Raw genomic sequence first — 16004 nt, 5'->3', positions numbered from 1 at the left:
CGGAATAAAAAAATAAACGTACCTTTGCACGCTTAATTTTTTTAGGTTGTGAAAAAACTATTATATTTACTGGTTTTAGCCTTGACGGTTTCTGTAGCCCAGGCCCAAATCAGGATATCCGGCAAAGTAACCGATGCCCTTACCGGTGAAGCCCTGCCCTTTGTCAGCATCTACATCAAAAACACTTCTATCGGCACTTCCACCGATATCAACGGAGCCTTTAACATAAAGCTCACCACCGTACCCGACTCCCTTACGGCTTCTTATGTGGGTTACCAGCCCAAAGCGATGGCCGTGAAAAAAGGCGTGGCCGTGCAGGAGCTGAACTTTGCCCTGGGCACAAGTGCCAAACAGCTGCAGGAAGTGGTGATCCGGCCGGGCGAAAACCCGGCCTGGCGCATCATGCGGCAAGTGGTGGCGCATAAAAGTGCCAACGACAAGCGCAAGCTCACCGCTTACCAGTACGAGGCCTATACTAAAATGCAGTTTGATGTTGATAACCTGGGCCAGAAGAAAGGCAAAGGGGTGTTGGGTGCCGCCATTACCTCGCTGGTGGATTCGCAGCTGTATGTAGCCGGGGAAGGAGGCAAAAAGATGCTGCCTTTCTTTATGTCCGAGTCGCTGTCGGATTACTACTATAACCGCGAGCCCCGCAAGTATAAAGAGATCATCAAAGCCTCTAAAGTGACCGGCATTGGCCTGCAGGACGGCAGCCTGGTCTCGCAGGTGATCGGCAGCTCTTACCAGGACTATAATTTTTACCAGAACTGGGTCAGCGTGCTGCAGAAAGATTTTATCAGCCCCATTGCCGATGGTTGGAAGGCCTATTATACTTACGACCTGGAAGACAGCCTGTATGTGGGAGACGACTGGTGCTACCAACTTAAAATTGCGCAGAAACGGCCGCAGGACCTGGCCTTTAATGGCACGATCTGGGTAACGGCCGATGCCTATGCCCTGCGTAAGATCGATGTAACGGTGAGCAAATCGGCCAACATCAATTTTGTGGAAGGCATACACCTGACGCAGGAGCTGCAGCCCGTGGGAGCGGGTGCCTGGCTGCCTTCTAAAACCAGTGCGCACATCAAGATCGTGGGCCTTACCAAATCACGGCCCGGCATTCTGGCTAACGTGAGCACCTCGTACCGCGAGGTAGTGGTGAACCAGCCTCAGCGGGCAGCCTTTTTCGATAAGCCCCTGGAACTGCTGGCCAGCGCGCAGGGCAAGCAGGAGGCCTTCTGGGAGCAGCACCGCCATGATTCGCTCAGCGTAGCCGACCAGCAGGTATACACCACCATTGATGCAATTCGGGCTACGCCGCGTGTGGCGCACTTCACCAACCTGGTTACGGTGCTGGGAACAGGCTATAAAAAGTTTGGCAAAGTAAGCTGGGGCCCCTGGCCCTATACCTATGCCTTTAACAACGTGGAGGGGCACCGCCTGCAGTTGGGCGGCAAAACCAATTTCGATTTCAGTGATAAGTGGGAGTTGAGCGGCTATGCTGCTTACGGCACCCAAGACCAGAAAACCAAGTATGCCGCCCGGGCGCGGTATATCCTGTCGCGCAAGCGCTGGAGCGAAGTTGGCGTGAGCCACAGCGAAGACCTGCAGCAGGTGGGCCTCATGTCGGATAAGCTGCAGAACAGCCCTTTCTTTATGGGCTTCTCGCGGTTTGGCACCCTGCGCCACCCTATAAGTATAAAAGCCAGCAGCGCCTACCTGCAGCGCGATGTATGGCGTGGCGTAACGCAGCGACTTTCTGTGAGCAACCGCCATTTTGACCCGCAGTATAATTTTGCCTATGTAGCGCAGCAGGGGGAGCAACCCACACTGGCCAAATCGTTTACCACCACCGAGTTGAGCTTTATGACGCGGGTGGCGAACAACGAGGTTTTTGTGCACAACGAGAACGAGCGCATCAGCCTGGGCAATGGCAACTGGCCGGTGTTTGAGATGAAGTATACCGTTGGCCTGAACAATGCCTTGGGAGCTACCCTCAACTACCAGCGCCTGGACCTGGGCGTGGACCAGGAGTTCCCGATGGGGAGGTTGGGCAATACCGTCTATCACCTGGAAGCCGGCAAGATCTTTTCGCCGGTACCTTACCCGCTGCTGGAGGTGCATACGGGCAACGAGACGCCTTTTTATTACGATGCTACCTTTAACCTGATGAACTACTTTGAGTTTGCCAGCGATACCTATGCCTCCCTGCATTACGAGCAGTACTTCGAGGGCCTGTTGTTTAACCGCCTGCCCCTTATTAAAAAGCTGAAGTGGCGCGTGCTGGCCTCCTCCAATATCCTGTACGGCCACCTGAGCGAGGAAAACAGGGCGCTGCTCTCGCCGGTGGGCCTGAACGGTACGCCCCAGGACAGCTTCAAATCCCTGGGCAACACGCCTTATGTGGAAGTGGGGTATGGGGTGGAGAATATCTTCCGTTTCCTGCGCGTAGATGCGTTTCACCGCCTGACCTACCGCGATGAGCCGGGCGCTAAGAAGTTCGGCGTAAAAGTTTCGGTGCAGTTCAAGCTGTAGGAAGTATAAAAAGTGAAAAAAGCCGGAGCCGTAGGTTTATACTTACGGCTCCGGCTTTTTTATTTCACTTCTTTGGTTTCTGCCGACAGCGAGTAATCGGGAACCAATCGGAAAGTATATTCTCCAGGTTCCTCCCTGGCAGTCGAAAGGGCAGTTGGTGTTTTTGAAAGGAAGTAGTTACCGCGCTACCTTTCCTAAGCTTCTCTTTTGCGCCGGCTCCGGCTGCCGCTGTTGGCGATAGTACCAGATCACAAAGCCGGAGATGGAAAGCAGGCCCGGCATCAGCCCGAAAAAGGAATAGAGGATTTTAAGAAATACACCGGCATAATCCGTAATGTGCAGCGTCTGCAGCACCAGCGGGATGCGTGCAAACCAGGGTTTGTCGCGCACGAAATCAGTTTTCTCCAGGGCACCGGTTTTATAGTTGGCCGAAATGCTGCTGTAAATGGTGCCATAGTAGGCCGGGTCGGAGCGGAAATGGCCACGCAACTGCACGGAGCCCGCGGCATTCACCGGAAAGCGCAGGTAGGTAACCTTGAAATCAGGGTATTGCTGCTGCACCTGGTGCAGGGCGGCATCAACCGAACCGGTCAGTGGCGGCACAGCAATGGTTTTAGTATCTCCTTTCAGGGCACTCTCCAGCACTTTATAGGTAAGCACCAGCCCCGAGAGGCTCATGAGCAGGTTAAACGCCAGCGCCCACACCCCTACGATGCGGTGGAGACTGGAGAAAAAGCTGCGCCGGCTTTTCCGGGAAATATGCTGCCGGAACAGCAGCACCTTCAGGATAGCGCGGCGGTAAAGTATAAAACCGGTAATGGTAAGTGTTAGCAGCGAGAGCCCGCAGAGCATGACCAGCACTTTGCCAGGCGTGCCCGCCAGCAGGGTATAATGGATGTCGAGGAGCAGTTGGGTAAAACGGTGATGCGCCTGGCCGACAGTGGCCAGCTGTGCGCCGGTTTCGGGATGCACAAAGAGCCATTTCTTTTGCTGCTTTTGGCGTAGCTCGTAGCGCAAGGCCTGGTCGGGGGCCTCAGGCAAAGCAGGCACCCGGATATCCCAGCCCGGGTACTGCAGCCGGACGCGCTCCACGGAGGCATCCAGTCGCAGGTGATGGGCCGGGTGGGCAAGTATGGCTTTGTCAGCAAATACCGCCTCATCAATGGCATCATCAAAAACAAGCACCGACCCTGTCAGGCTGATGATCACCAGCAGGATGCCGGCAACTAAACCTAGCCAGTGATGGAGTAAGAATGTCCTTTTTACCCGTTTTTTCATTACCATTTATATGACGCACCCAGCTGAAAGCGGGCGCCGTTGGCCCGGGTAAAGTTATCATTGCGGCCATACCAGTACGCCTGTGGCAGGTAATAGGCTTGGTCCAGCAGGTTCTCTACGCCCAGGTCCAGGCTTAACTTCTCGGTGGCCTGGTAAGAGCCCGCCAGGTTAAAAACGTTGAATGCTTTTACCGGACCTTCTCCGGAGCTGTAGCTGCCCTTGGCATTTCTGGCAAATTTATCGCGGTCGCCGGAATATAGCCACTGCAGGTTGAACTGGAGCTTTTGGGTCGGTTTCAGGGTGAGGTACGAGGTGAGTTTAAACGGCGGAATGCGGGTGCCGTTCAGGTAAGCGTCAACGGCGTCAGTATAGGAGTCGTTGTTATCCAGGTCTACTTTGCCTTCGCTGTAAGCGGCGCTGGCGCCAAGGGTCAGTTTATCGGAAGCAAAGAAATCGACTATGGCCTCGAAACCGGACACGCGCTCAGGCGCCCGTTCTATTTCGTATACATTGTCTGCGTTAGCCTTCAAGTTTGCCCCCAGTTTGGATGTGCTGATAAAGTATGCGCCGCTGATCATAAACTTGCCTATGCTGCTGTTAAAGCCCGCTTCGTAGTTGTTTACAATAACCGGCTCCAGGTCCATTTGTGAAATGTAATTTTCTTTGGCACCCCGCACATAGCGGCCCACATCGATCATTGAGAAGCCCTGCGAGTAGCTGATAAAAGGTTTGAATGCCTGGAGCGCGGCATACCGAAGGCCAACGTTATAGGTGTTGGCATCAAACTTCAGGGTACCACCGTTCACATATTCGCCGCCCGTGCCGCTGGCCAGTACCAGTTGTTGAAAATCGGGCACAGCAATGCGCACGTTGTCGTGGCGGTAGCCGGCTTTCACGATCAGGTGCTGAAACAGGTTAAGCTGTAGCTGCGCATAAGGCGCCAGGTTGTGGAGGTCCATTTCCGGTACCCATGTACGGCCATCCACCAGAGGCTGCGAGGTCACATCATTGAGGTAATCTACGCCGTAGCTGATCTGCATGGTGGCGTTGCCCAGGTTTACAGGAGTGTTCAGGTTTAGCCTGGCTCCTTTTTTTACGGATTTGATCGTAGACTGGCCGCCATTCTGGAAGTAAGGTGTCCAGCCATACACGGTATAAAAGTCCTGCAGGTAGGCGCTCAGATCCAGGTTGGTGTGCAGCAGCAGGTCTTTGCCGGTGTAGCGCAGCTGCGCGTTGTGGTTATAGCGGGTGCCTTCGCTCAGGCCCTGTTGTTCGCCTTTCACGCCAATGCTCGGCGATTGGGCATAAACGCCTTCCTGCAACACGTAATCCGATTGCTGGCGGCTACCAAAGTAGTTATACATGGCCTCCACACGATGGTTGGGATTTAAAGTATAGCCCAGTTTGGCGAAGACGTTATACTGGCTGGTTTCTCCCAGGCCGTAAACCGGCGAGATCACCTGGCCTTCGCCATCCTTCAGCACACCCGTTTTCTCGTAGGTGCCGCTGGCTACATAATCCAGGGCTTTTATTTTGCCCGTGAACTGCTGCGATATGCGGCCGCCAAAGGTATCATCACTGTGGAACAACATGCCTGTACCGGCTACCGAGGTGGTGGCGCTGAAGGGTTTGCTGGTGTCTGCCTGGCGGGTAATGTAATTGATCAGGCCGCCGTCGGCGCCGTTGCCGTACACCGCTGTAGCGCCTTTCACTACTTCTACCCGCTCAATGGCGGCAGGGTCGATGGTGCGCACATCGCGGCCGCCGGCACGAAGGGGAGTAGATTGCGGAATGCCGTCCACCATGATCAGTACGTTACGGCCCCGCAGCGTTTGGCCCACGTTGCTTGTGGTGTTGCTGTTGAGCGCCAGGCCGGGCACCGTGTTTGCCAGTACATTCGAAATATTGGTGGTAATCTGCGATTGCAGTTGCAGGGTGCGCGCATCGAGCACATACACGGAAGCAGGCGTTTCGTCCAGTGATTCCACGGTACGGCTGGCCGACACGATCACCTCGCGCAGCGCCTGCTGGTTTGTCTGCAGCGCCAGGTTAAGGGTTACCACCTGGTCGGCTGCCACCGTTACGGGCAGTTTCAGGGTGTTGTATTCTACGCCGCCTACGCGCAAAGTATAGCTGCCCGGGGTTATATTTGATATCTCAAACTCGCCGGCCGCATTGGTATTGCTTCCCAGCACGGTGCCTTCCAGCGCCACCGTGATCATTTCTACAGGCTTACCTTTCTCATTTTTTACGGCTCCCCGGATAGTACCTGTTATATCCTGTGCCTGGGCAGCAAGAAACGTACAGAAGAACAGCAGGAGGAGTAAGGGCTTTTGCATATTGTGTATATATATTATTTAGAAAGATTCTACACGCGCAAAAGTAAGGGACAGGTTTAAAGCTTCCAAAGTTTATTTAAACTAATTCTAAATAAGCAATCATGGGAACTAAAAGGATAAAATGCAACATCCTCCCGGATGTACCGCTTCGGGTGCATCCGGGAGGATGTGTAGGTTGTTTCGGGAGTTGGCAGTTAGCGTTTTACAAATTCGACCCTCCTGTTCTGGCCCTTTGATTCGGCAGTAGCATTCTGGCTGAGGGGTTTTGTTTCGCCCCAACCTTTCGCAACCAATCGCTCCGCCGCAATTCCCTGCTCTATAAAGTATGCTTTCACAGCATCTGCCCGCTGCTGGCTGAGTTTCATATTGGCAGCATCGTCGCCATCGCTGTCGGTGTGGCCCTCTACGCTGAACTTCAGATCAGCCTGATCCTGCATGAGCTTTACAATGCTGCGCAGCGTTCCCTCAGATTCAGGGCGGATAACAGCTTTGTTCGTATCGAACTTTATGCCGTGGGTTACTATTTTGCCGTCGGCCATTACCTGGTCGTAGAGCTTTTTGCCTCCTTCCGCAATAAAGACATTCTTCACCATCGTTCTGGCATCGATGTTCTTGCGCATCTCTACCCGCAGGCCGGTCGCTTTGCCACTAACGGAAGGAACGTTGATGAGGCGGTACTGGTCGAGGTATACTTTCAGGCTACGTTTATTAAGGGCTATGGCTACATGGCGCCACTGGTTCTTGGTTCCCGCTGCTTCAAGTTCGGTCGATGTGGAGCCAAAGTTTTTGAAGCGCATTCTATCGGCTCCTATTTCGATCGGGTTCCGGAAGTCTCCGTTCACCTCTTCCGTGTACTGGGCGTCGTCAGCCAGCAGGAAGATCTGGTATTCAACGTTGGGATTATCGGAATCGAAGAAGAGATCCATTTCGATGGTAGCGGTTTCAGGCATCCAATTCACATTCTTCATCAGGGGCCGGATGCTGGTGCCGCTCGACACCAGGTTTATCACGTTCTCGTTGCCAAAGGCTGCCACTTCGGCATTTCCATCTACCAGGTCCCAACGAGAGGGAAACTCGCCGTTCTCTTCGCCGGCCAGGTTGTCTTCAAACAACACATCATTACCAGGCACAAAATCATACTTGGTCCAAACGCGGGGACTGCTGCTTTCACCTGTCTCGGCCGCTGTGCCAGGTTCAGCTGCATCAGCCTCCGCGGCGTTTTCTTTCCGGTCGGCCCCGGCCTTTAAAGGCTTGTCCAGCGCAGTGTCTATTTTTTTGTCTACCTGCTGGTCGATTTTCTGGTTGAGCTTGTTCTGGAGCTTGCGGCCAATATTTAGCTGCGCGTGTCCAGGTAAGGAGCACAGCAAGTATAAGCTGATGAGCGGAAAAAGAAGAAAGGCTTTTTTCATAGGAATAGAAGGTCTAGAAGAAGCCGTAAAGGAAAATTATTATTTAAATAATTACAATAATTGTTTAAATAGTTAAGTAATATGAAGAGGATAGCGTGTAAAAACCCTCTTGTTATGGGTGAGAATACCAGAGGCGCTTGCGCGTCTTCAAAGTTCGATCATGCAGGAGAGTTGCTGCAAGAGAGAAATTGAGGGAAGGCCGTACCGTTCCGGGGCAGCCGGTATACTTTGACATCGCTATAAAACAGCACCGGCACAGAAACATCGTTTCTGCGCCGGTGCTGCGTTGCAATGCAGGCAGTTCTTATAGTTTAATAAGCTCGATGCGGTTGTTGTTTTGCTCTGCTTTTTCAGAGGAGCTTTTGTCAAGCGGTTTGGCTTTGCCCCAGCCTTTGGCCGATAGCCGCTCCGGCGCAATGCCCAGGTAGGTGAGGTAAGCTTTCACGGCATCCGCCCGCTGCTGGCTGAGTTTCAGATTAAAGTTCTCGTCTCCTAGGCTACCGGTATGGCTTTCTATACTTAGTTTTAGTTGCGGCTGGGCTTGCAGCAGCTGGATGAGGCGCTGCAGGGTTCCGGCCGATTCGGGGCGCATGGTGGCGCTGTAAGGGTCAAACTTAAGGCCGTACGTCACAAAAGGGCTGTCTGCGGCCAGCTGCCTGGGGAAGGGGTTACTGCCTTCGGTCACAAATACATTCCGCACCATCGTGTTCGGTTGTTTAACCTTTTCTACAGCAATGCGCAAACCGGTAGGCGTGCCTTTCAGGCCGGTAAGATGGAGCAGGTGATACTGGTCCAGGTATACGTCGAGTTGGTTTTTGTTGAGCCCGACAGACACATGGCGCCACTGGAATTTAGTAGGGGCCGCTTTCAGTTCAGCCGAGGTAGAGTCGGTGGTCATGAATTTGAGCCCGGCAGCGCTGACCTCGATCGGATTTGCAAAGTCGCCGTTGGTCGTTTCATTGCTTTTATCGCCACTGGCCGTTAGGTAGAGCTTGTAGGTAACGCCCGGCGCTGCTGATTCAAAGAGCACATCCATTTCGATAGTAGCGGTTCCGGGGAGCCACTTTTCTTCCAGCATCATCGGCCGGATTATGGTGCCGGTTTCCTTTAGATTGAGCACAGTGCTGCTGCCATAGGTAGCGGTTTCCAGCTGTCCTCTCATCAGGTCCCACTGCGACGGAAATTCGCCCTGATCTTCTCCTGTCAGGTAGTCTTCGAAAATCACTTTACTGCCGGGTGTAAAATCATAACCAGCCCAGGCCTGCAGCAGGCCGTACTCTGCTCCTTTACCAAAGGGCATGGCTGCGGCGGCCGGTGTTTCTGCCGTTGCCGGGACTTTTGCTGCAGCGCTGGTTGGCTGCGTTTGTTGGGCTTTTGGCTTTGTAGTCGCTTTTTTGCCGGTGGTGGTTTGTGCCAGGGCAGGCAGCGTGAACAGCAGCAGGAGGGAGCTCCAGCCGATAAAAAGATATCTTTTATACATAACAAGGTAGCTTACCACATTTCGTAAATAAGGTTACTTCGGGTGCTGAATCGGACCTGCTAATAGGAACGATCTGCTGTGCCGGCGTAGATTCCTTTCAATCAAAGACAGTGCCGGAGGCCTTGCCATACTTCATTTCCATTGATCACAACGCCGGTAGCGCCCTGGGTTATACATGTCGCTGGATTATGCACAAAAAAAGGCCTGCCACTATACAGCGGCAGGCCTTTTTATACTTGTAGCGTGTCTATTGCTTACGCTTCTGCTTTGGAGTTGCGGTTACGCTCGTTCTCGTCGAGGTAGATCTTACGCATACGGATGCTCTTTGGCGTTACTTCCAGCAATTCGTCTTTCTGGATGTATTCCATGGCTTCCTCCAGCGAGAAATGCTTGGCCGGGGCGATCTTCACGTTGTTGTCAGAACCTGAAGCACGCATGTTGGTCAGCTTCTTACCTTTCTGAATGTTCACTGTGATGTCGTTCTGGCGGCTGTGCTCGCCAATTACCTGGCCCATGTATACATCCACGCCCGGATCTACGAAGAAGAAACCACGGTCCTGCAGCTTATCAATAGAGTAAGCCGTGCCCGGACCTGTTTCCATCGAAATGATAGAACCGTTGATACGGCCAGGGATGGTGCCTTTGTATGGCTCGTAACGGCTGAAGCGGTGGTTCATGATGGCCTCACCGGCAGTAGCGGTCAGTACGTTGTTACGCAGACCAATCAGGCCACGCGCCGGGATGTTGAACTCCAGGTGCTGCAGGTCTCCCTTTGGCTCCATGATGGTCAGTTCGCCTTTGCGCTGTGTTACCAGTTCAATAACCTTACCGGCTGTTTCTTCGGGTACGTCCACTACCATGTGCTCGATCGGCTCGCAACGCACACCGTCAATTTCTTTATAAATTACCTGTGGCTGGCCTACCTGCAACTCATAGCCTTCGCGGCGCATGGTCTCGATCAGTACAGACAAGTGCAGGATACCACGACCGAATACCAGGAAGGTATCTTCACGATCAGTTTCCTGTACGCGCAGGGCCAGGTTTTTCTCAGTTTCCTTGAACAGGCGGTCACGCAGGTGGCGTGATGTCACGAACTTGCCCTCTTTGCCGAAGAAAGGAGAGTTGTTGATCGTGAAGAGCATGTTCATAGTTGGCTCATCAATAGAGATACGCTTTAACGGCTCCGGGTTCACAGCATCGGCAATGGTGTCGCCAATGTCAAATCCTTCTATACCAGTTACAGCGCAGATCTCGCCTGCTGATACTTCGGCTACGTTCTTGCGGCCCAGGCCTTCAAAAATCTGCAGCTCGGCAATCTTTCCTTTTTTAATTGATCCGTCGGCTTTGCACAAGCTGATCGGCATACCTTCTTTCAGGGTGCCGCGGTGCACACGACCGATAGCGATACGACCTACGAATGAAGAATAGTCGAGCGAGGTGATCTGCATCTGCGGCGTGCCATCTAAGTATGGCGCCGGTGGGATCACATCGATGATGGCATCCAGCAATGGCGTGATGTTGTCAGTTGGCTTGGTCCAGTCGGTGCTCATCCAGCCCTGTTTAGAAGAACCATAAAGCGTTGTAAAGTCCAGCTGGTCTTCAGTAGCTTCCAGGTTAAACATCAGGTCAAATACCTGCTCGTGCACCTCATCAGGGCGGCAGTTGTCTTTATCCACTTTGTTTACCACCACAATCGGCTTAAGGCCCAACTGGATGGCTTTGCCCAATACGAAACGGGTCTGGGGCATGGCACCTTCAAAAGCGTCTACTAAAAGCAGTACGCCATCGGCCATCTTCAGAACGCGCTCCACTTCACCGCCGAAGTCGGCGTGACCAGGCGTGTCAATAACGTTGATCTTTACACCTTTGTAACGAACCGACACGTTTTTAGAAACGATCGTGATGCCTCGTTCGCGCTCCAGGTCGTTGTTGTCCAGTATCAGGTCATCAAAGTGCTGGTGGTCAGCGAATAGCTTGGAAGCATGGATGATCTTGTCCACGAGTGTTGTTTTACCGTGGTCTACGTGTGCGATAATCGCAATATTTCGAATGTTTTGCATTGAATAGGTTTTTCGAGGTGCAAAAATACTGAAAAGGGTTTAGATTTTCACTAGTCCGCTCGAAATAAACAGGTTATGGTTGTATTAATTTATTTACGGCCGGCAGAAGCGCGGGCTAGAAAGGCAACATAAAGTTGCTAGGCTTTGTTTCATAAGGTATTAGGAAAATTGCGCGGGCCTTCAAACCGGCGTAGTACCTTCCGGAAATTGCATTAAATTCTGGCTGCAAAAAGACCCCGGTTCGTTTTGAAAAGGCTTTGCCAGAAATTGGTTGCCAACTGCGCCGGCGGCGGCTATTAATCCACATTATACCTGCCACGTGGGGCGGCGGCGCTTAACAATACCGGAACGGCAGCCGTACTTAAACTTCACACCAAAAGTTTAACGTTATGCCAGAACTACATTCAGAAGCAGATAATATTGAGAATTTAACGCAGTGCATCATCGCGGCTTTCAAAGCCATGCAGGTACCGGAAGGCGGCACCTTGTCTTACCAGCAGCTTTATCCTTACCTGCAGGAGCATTACCCCAAGTATAAGGATGTGCAGAAAGAGGCCGAGCATCACCTCACCAAAGAAGGCTTTGTGAACCCGGCACCCGATGGCCTGATGCTGACGCAGGTGGGGTATGATTTTATGTATGGCAAAAACGACTAAGCAGGCGCTGGCAAATATAAAAGCAGGCGCATAGCGCGTGTTGACCGAATACCTTTTATACTTGCTGCCTTTATACTTGCTATAAAGCCACCGCCCTGCCCCGGCTAACCGGGGCAGGGCGGTGGCTTTTAGCGAAACTATTTGTCATTTTCGTCCGGAGCGGTTACATCCAGTGGCTCCTCGTCCAGGTGCAATTCGTCCGGCTCCAGGTCTACGTATACTTCGTGGTCGGGCGGGGTCGTGTCCGATTCCTGGTCCGCATTTTCGGGGGCAGGGTTCTTCGTGATTTTCTGATTTTCTCCTCGCTCTCCCAACTCATCGCCATCTTCGCGGCGGGTTCTGAAATTATCTTTATTTTTCATGTGCTTCTCCTTTTTGATTGAAGGGTGAATTGCTGATCCGAGAGCTGTACCGCAGGTATGGCGGCAGCTTCCGGGCTTCTTTTTCCGTGCGTTTGCCGCTGTAACCGGGCAAACCGGTTTATACTTACGAAAATAGCTGCCGTGGGTAAACCTGGCTGATGGCATTTTGCGCGATTAGCGGCAGGGCAATCCATTCGGCTTTCGTATATTTGTATTTTAATCTTAGACATGACGACAAATCCGAAACGTTATACTGTTACAGCTGCTTTGCCTTACGCCAATGGCCCCGTGCATATCGGGCACCTGGCCGGGGTATACCTGCCTGCTGATATCTACGTGCGCTACCTGCGCCTGCAAAACCGGGACGTGAAGTTTATCTGCGGCTCCGACGAGCATGGGGTGCCTATCACTATCCGCGCCAAAAAAGAAGGCATCACGCCTCAGCAGGCCGTGGACAAATACCATGAGCTGATCAAACGATCGTTTGCCGAATTTAACGTGTCGTTTGATGTATACGACCGCACCTCCTCTAAAATACATGCCGAAACGGCGTCAGACTTTTTCCTGAAGCTTTACAACGAGGGCAAATTTATTGAGCAGACCACGCAGCAGTATTATGACGAAGGCGCGCAGCAGTTCCTGGCCGACCGTTATATTACTGGCACCTGCCCGCGCTGCGGCAACGAGAATGCCTATGGCGACCAGTGCGAAAACTGCGGCTCCTCGCTCAATGCCACTGATCTGATCAACCCGAAAAGTACCCTAAGCGGACTCAAACCGGTGCTGCGCGAAACAAAGCACTGGTACCTGCCCCTGAACGAGTATGAGCAGTGGCTGCGCGAGTGGATCGTGGAAGGGCATAAATCGGACTGGAAACCGAATGTATACGGGCAGTGCAAAAGCTGGATAGACCAGGGCCTGCAGCCCCGCGCCGTAACCCGCGACCTGGATTGGGGCGTGCCGGTGCCGCTGCCAGGCGCTGAAGGTAAGGTACTCTATGTGTGGTTCGATGCGCCGATCGGCTACATTTCCGCGACCAAAGCCCTGACCGAGGATTGGGAGAAATACTGGAAAGACCCGGAAACCAAGCTGGTGCACTTTATCGGCAAAGACAATATCGTGTTCCACTGCATCATTTTCCCAAGTATGCTCAAGGCACACGGCGATTTTATACTTCCGGACAATGTGCCGGCCAACGAGTTCCTGAACCTGGAAGGCGACAAGATCTCCACCTCCCGCAACTGGGCGGTGTGGCTGCACGAGTATATGGAGGATTTCCCGGGCAAGGCTGATGTGCTGCGCTATGTGCTGGCTGCCAACATGCCCGAAACCAAAGACAACGACTTTACCTGGAAAGACTACCAGGCCCGCAATAACAACGAGCTGCTGGCCATACTTGGTAACTTCATCAACCGGGCCGTGGTGCTTACCCAGAAATACTACGAGGGCCAGGTGCCGGCCCGCGGCGAGCTGTACGACTATGACAAAGAAGTGCTGGGCGTGCTGGAAGGCATGCCAATGGTGATTGCGACCTATATTGAGCGCTACCGCTTCCGTGATGCCCTGGGGGAACTGATGAACCTGGCGCGCCTGGGCAACAAGTACCTGGCCGATACAGAGCCCTGGAAACTCATCAAAACAGACCCGGAGCGGGTAAAAACCATTATGAATATTGCGCTGCAGATCTCCGGCAGCCTGGCTATCCTGATGGAGCCATTTCTGCCACAGTCTGCTGGCAAGCTGCGCAGCATGTTAGGTATGAACCCGGGCATGTGGGCGGATGCCGGCGCTGCCGACCTGCTGCCGGCAGGCCACATGACGGGCAAACCGGAACTGCTGTTCGAGAAGGTGGAAGATGCGGCTGTGGACGCGCAGGTACAAAAACTGCTGGACACCAAAACGGCCAACGTGCTGGCGAACGCTACCGTAGAGCCGGCCAAAGATGATATCACCTTCGAGGATTTCAGTAAAATGGACATCCGCATCGGCACGATCCTGGAAGCTGAGAAAGTAGCCAAAACCAAAAAGCTCCTGAAACTAACGATCGATACAGGCCTGGACAAGCGCACAGTGGTGAGCGGCATTGCCGAGTTCTTCAGCCCCGAAGAGGTCATCGGCCAGCAGGTAAGTATACTTGTTAACCTGGCGCCCCGCGATATCAAAGGCATCACCAGCCAGGGCATGATCCTGATGGCCGAGAACGCCGACGGCTCGCTGGCTTTTATACAGCCCGGCAAGCAGGTAGTGAATGGCAGCGGCGTCAGCTAACGTATATTTTGTAATAGCAAAAAGCCCCTGTCTGTATAAGGCAGGGGCTTTTCTGTTTTATACTACTCCGGATAATGGCCGGTATACTTGCTGGTAGCCGCTACCTGGCTTCGCCGTTTCCGGGAGGCATTGGCACTGTTGGTCAGGTTTTAAAAAGCAGCAGAGGTTAGCCGGTTGTAAGCGCCTGGGCCGCTGTTGCTGCCATTTGCTGCTGGTGCCGTTGGCGTTCCATCTGCCGCACTACCAGGTATAAGCCAACGGCCGAAACAACAGCAAAGCCTCCCATTGCCCACCAGAGCGTGGCAAAGCCATACGCCGCCACAATGCTTGTGCCTAGGAACGGCGCCACTACGTGGGCCGCCGAATACGCAATGGTATACAGGCCCATGTAGGCGCCGCGGTTCCGGTCGTTGGAGCGCTCCACGGTAATGGTGGCCATAAACGGCATGGCGCAGATCTCGGCTATACTTAAGAGCAGCATAGCCAGGTACAGCACGCTGATATGCTGCACCAGGTTGAGCAGCACAAAGGAGAAACCAAGTATAAGCACCCCAACCGTTACCAGCACATCTTTGCGCACCTTGTCGCCGAGCAGGTATACGGTGATCATTTCGAGCAGGAAAACAACCATGCCGTTGATGCCCATCAGCACCCCGATGCGGCTTTCGGGCAACACGTAGACCTGGCGGTAATACAGCGGTAGGGTGGAGAACAGCTGGAAAAAGATAATGGCAAAACAGCAGCAGAAGCCCACAAACAGCAGGAAAGTATAGTCCTTGTAAGCGGGCAGCACAGGCGGGTGAGCTGTTGTGTCTTTTGGTAGATGTCTGGGATGGTGGCCCTGTTTGTTGCGGAAGTATAAAAAGAAAAAGAAGCCGGCTGCGATGCAAGTAACGCCATCGGCAATAAACAGCCACCGGAACGAGATAGCGGCCAGCAGGCCACCTAACGCCGGGCCGATGGAAAAGCCTAGGTTAATGGCCATGCGGTTGAGCGAGAAGGCGCGCGTTACGTTTTCGGGTTTAGCATAGGAGGCGATGGAGGCCGAGTTGGCGGGGCGCAGCATGTCGTTTACCAGGCTAAGGACAAAAATGCCCGCTGCCAGGTACCCGAAACGCTCCAGGTTTACCAGCACAAAGTATAAACTGCCGCCCAGCACCAGGCTGATGAGCTGCACCTTAAAATGCCCGATCTTATCGGTGAGCCAGCCACCCAGCAGCGAACCACATACCGAACCCAGCCCGTAAATGCTGAGCACAATGCCTGCCTCGCGCAACCCATACCCGAGGGTCTCGGTCATGTATACGCCCAGGAAAGGCGTTACCATGGAGCCGCTGCGGTTAATGAGCATCACCACCGACATCATCCAGGCGGGCTTGGACAAGCCGCCAAAGGCATTGCGGTAGAGGAGGAAAAAGCGTTTCATAGCTGTGGTGTCAAAGTATGGCGTAAAGGCAAAAGTATACTTTCGGGAGGAAAGTTTTGCTGTCGCTGACGGAAAAGTAAATTACAAAGTATAAACCCGGAGTGCCGCAGCCGCGGGTAGCTCACCGGGATAATGATGCTCCTGTATTTATATGTATACTTCGCCAGGATAGATATACAGACCGCCGGATG

The 16004-nt window shown here is 53.2% G+C and carries 10 protein-coding genes; 3 read left to right on the top strand and 7 right to left on the bottom strand.

Going from position 1 to position 16004, the window contains the following annotated elements:
- Positions 1–48: 48 nt before the first annotated feature.
- Positions 49–2535, top strand: a complete 2487-nt coding sequence (locus tag LWL52_RS17780; RefSeq protein ID WP_242922649.1) for a DUF5686 and carboxypeptidase-like regulatory domain-containing protein — start codon at positions 49–51, stop codon at positions 2533–2535.
- A gap of 177 nt (positions 2536–2712) precedes the next feature.
- Here LWL52_RS17780 and LWL52_RS17775 read toward each other — a convergent pair whose 3' ends face one another.
- The 5 genes from LWL52_RS17775 to typA form a co-directional block, all read right to left on the bottom strand.
- Positions 2713–3813 carry a PepSY-associated TM helix domain-containing protein gene (locus LWL52_RS17775; RefSeq protein ID WP_242922647.1) on the bottom strand — a complete coding sequence of 367 codons (1101 nt, stop codon included), beginning with the start codon at positions 3811–3813 and terminating at the stop codon, positions 2713–2715.
- The gene (locus LWL52_RS17770; RefSeq protein ID WP_242922645.1) at positions 3813–6152 is read right to left on the bottom strand and encodes a TonB-dependent receptor; all 2340 of its coding nucleotides are present in this window, start codon (positions 6150–6152) and stop codon (positions 3813–3815) included. Before LWL52_RS17770 ends, LWL52_RS17775 begins: the two co-directional genes overlap by 1 nt.
- 194 nt (positions 6153–6346) lie before the next feature.
- Positions 6347–7561 carry an OmpA family protein gene (locus LWL52_RS17765; protein ID WP_242922643.1) on the bottom strand — a complete coding sequence of 405 codons (1215 nt, stop codon included), beginning with the start codon at positions 7559–7561 and terminating at the stop codon, positions 6347–6349.
- A gap of 304 nt (positions 7562–7865) precedes the next feature.
- The gene (locus tag LWL52_RS17760; protein WP_242922641.1) at positions 7866–9041 is read right to left on the bottom strand and encodes an OmpA family protein; all 1176 of its coding nucleotides are present in this window, start codon (positions 9039–9041) and stop codon (positions 7866–7868) included.
- A 254-nt stretch (positions 9042–9295) separates the two neighbouring features.
- Positions 9296–11101, bottom strand: a complete 1806-nt coding sequence (typA, locus tag LWL52_RS17755; RefSeq protein ID WP_242922639.1) for a translational GTPase TypA — start codon at positions 11099–11101, stop codon at positions 9296–9298.
- A 389-nt stretch (positions 11102–11490) separates the two neighbouring features.
- Between typA and LWL52_RS17750 the strand changes: the two genes are divergently transcribed.
- The gene (locus tag LWL52_RS17750) at positions 11491–11757 is read left to right on the top strand and encodes a hypothetical protein (protein ID WP_242922629.1); all 267 of its coding nucleotides are present in this window, start codon (positions 11491–11493) and stop codon (positions 11755–11757) included.
- 137 nt (positions 11758–11894) lie between these two features.
- Here LWL52_RS17750 and LWL52_RS17745 read toward each other — a convergent pair whose 3' ends face one another.
- Complete coding sequence (locus LWL52_RS17745) at positions 11895–12119, bottom strand: hypothetical protein (RefSeq protein WP_242922627.1); 225 nt, start codon at positions 12117–12119, stop codon at positions 11895–11897.
- 228 nt (positions 12120–12347) lie between these two features.
- On the opposite strand from LWL52_RS17745, the gene metG reads away from it, so the two are divergent.
- Positions 12348–14387, top strand: a complete 2040-nt coding sequence (gene metG / locus LWL52_RS17740) for a methionine--tRNA ligase (protein WP_242922625.1) — start codon at positions 12348–12350, stop codon at positions 14385–14387.
- 166 nt (positions 14388–14553) lie between these two features.
- Here the strand turns inward: metG and LWL52_RS17735 are convergent, their stop codons facing one another.
- Positions 14554–15813 carry an MDR family MFS transporter gene (locus LWL52_RS17735; RefSeq protein ID WP_242922617.1) on the bottom strand — a complete coding sequence of 420 codons (1260 nt, stop codon included), beginning with the start codon at positions 15811–15813 and terminating at the stop codon, positions 14554–14556.
- Positions 15814–16004: the final 191 nt, after the last annotated feature.

The sequence above is a fragment of the Pontibacter liquoris genome (genome assembly GCF_022758235.1).
GTDB classification, from domain to species: domain Bacteria; phylum Bacteroidota; class Bacteroidia; order Cytophagales; family Hymenobacteraceae; genus Pontibacter; species Pontibacter liquoris.
Note: the sequence above shows the minus strand (reverse complement) of the source record. Positions and strands in the feature narration are given on the sequence as shown.

Coding starts and splice junctions, on each gene's coding strand:
- LWL52_RS17760 (WP_242922641.1), bottom strand. CDS start 9,041: ATGTATAAAAGATATCTTTTTATCGGCTGGAGCTCCCTCCTGCTGCTG.
- typA (WP_242922639.1), bottom strand. CDS start 11,101: ATGCAAAACATTCGAAATATTGCGATTATCGCACACGTAGACCACGGT.
- LWL52_RS17770 (WP_242922645.1), bottom strand. CDS start 6,152: ATGCAAAAGCCCTTACTCCTCCTGCTGTTCTTCTGTACGTTTCTTGCT.
- LWL52_RS17745 (WP_242922627.1), bottom strand. CDS start 12,119: ATGAAAAATAAAGATAATTTCAGAACCCGCCGCGAAGATGGCGATGAG.
- LWL52_RS17775 (WP_242922647.1), bottom strand. CDS start 3,813: ATGAAAAAACGGGTAAAAAGGACATTCTTACTCCATCACTGGCTAGGT.
- metG (WP_242922625.1), top strand. CDS start 12,348: ATGACGACAAATCCGAAACGTTATACTGTTACAGCTGCTTTGCCTTAC.
- LWL52_RS17765 (WP_242922643.1), bottom strand. CDS start 7,561: ATGAAAAAAGCCTTTCTTCTTTTTCCGCTCATCAGCTTATACTTGCTG.
- LWL52_RS17735 (WP_242922617.1), bottom strand. CDS start 15,813: ATGAAACGCTTTTTCCTCCTCTACCGCAATGCCTTTGGCGGCTTGTCC.
- LWL52_RS17750 (WP_242922629.1), top strand. CDS start 11,491: ATGCCAGAACTACATTCAGAAGCAGATAATATTGAGAATTTAACGCAG.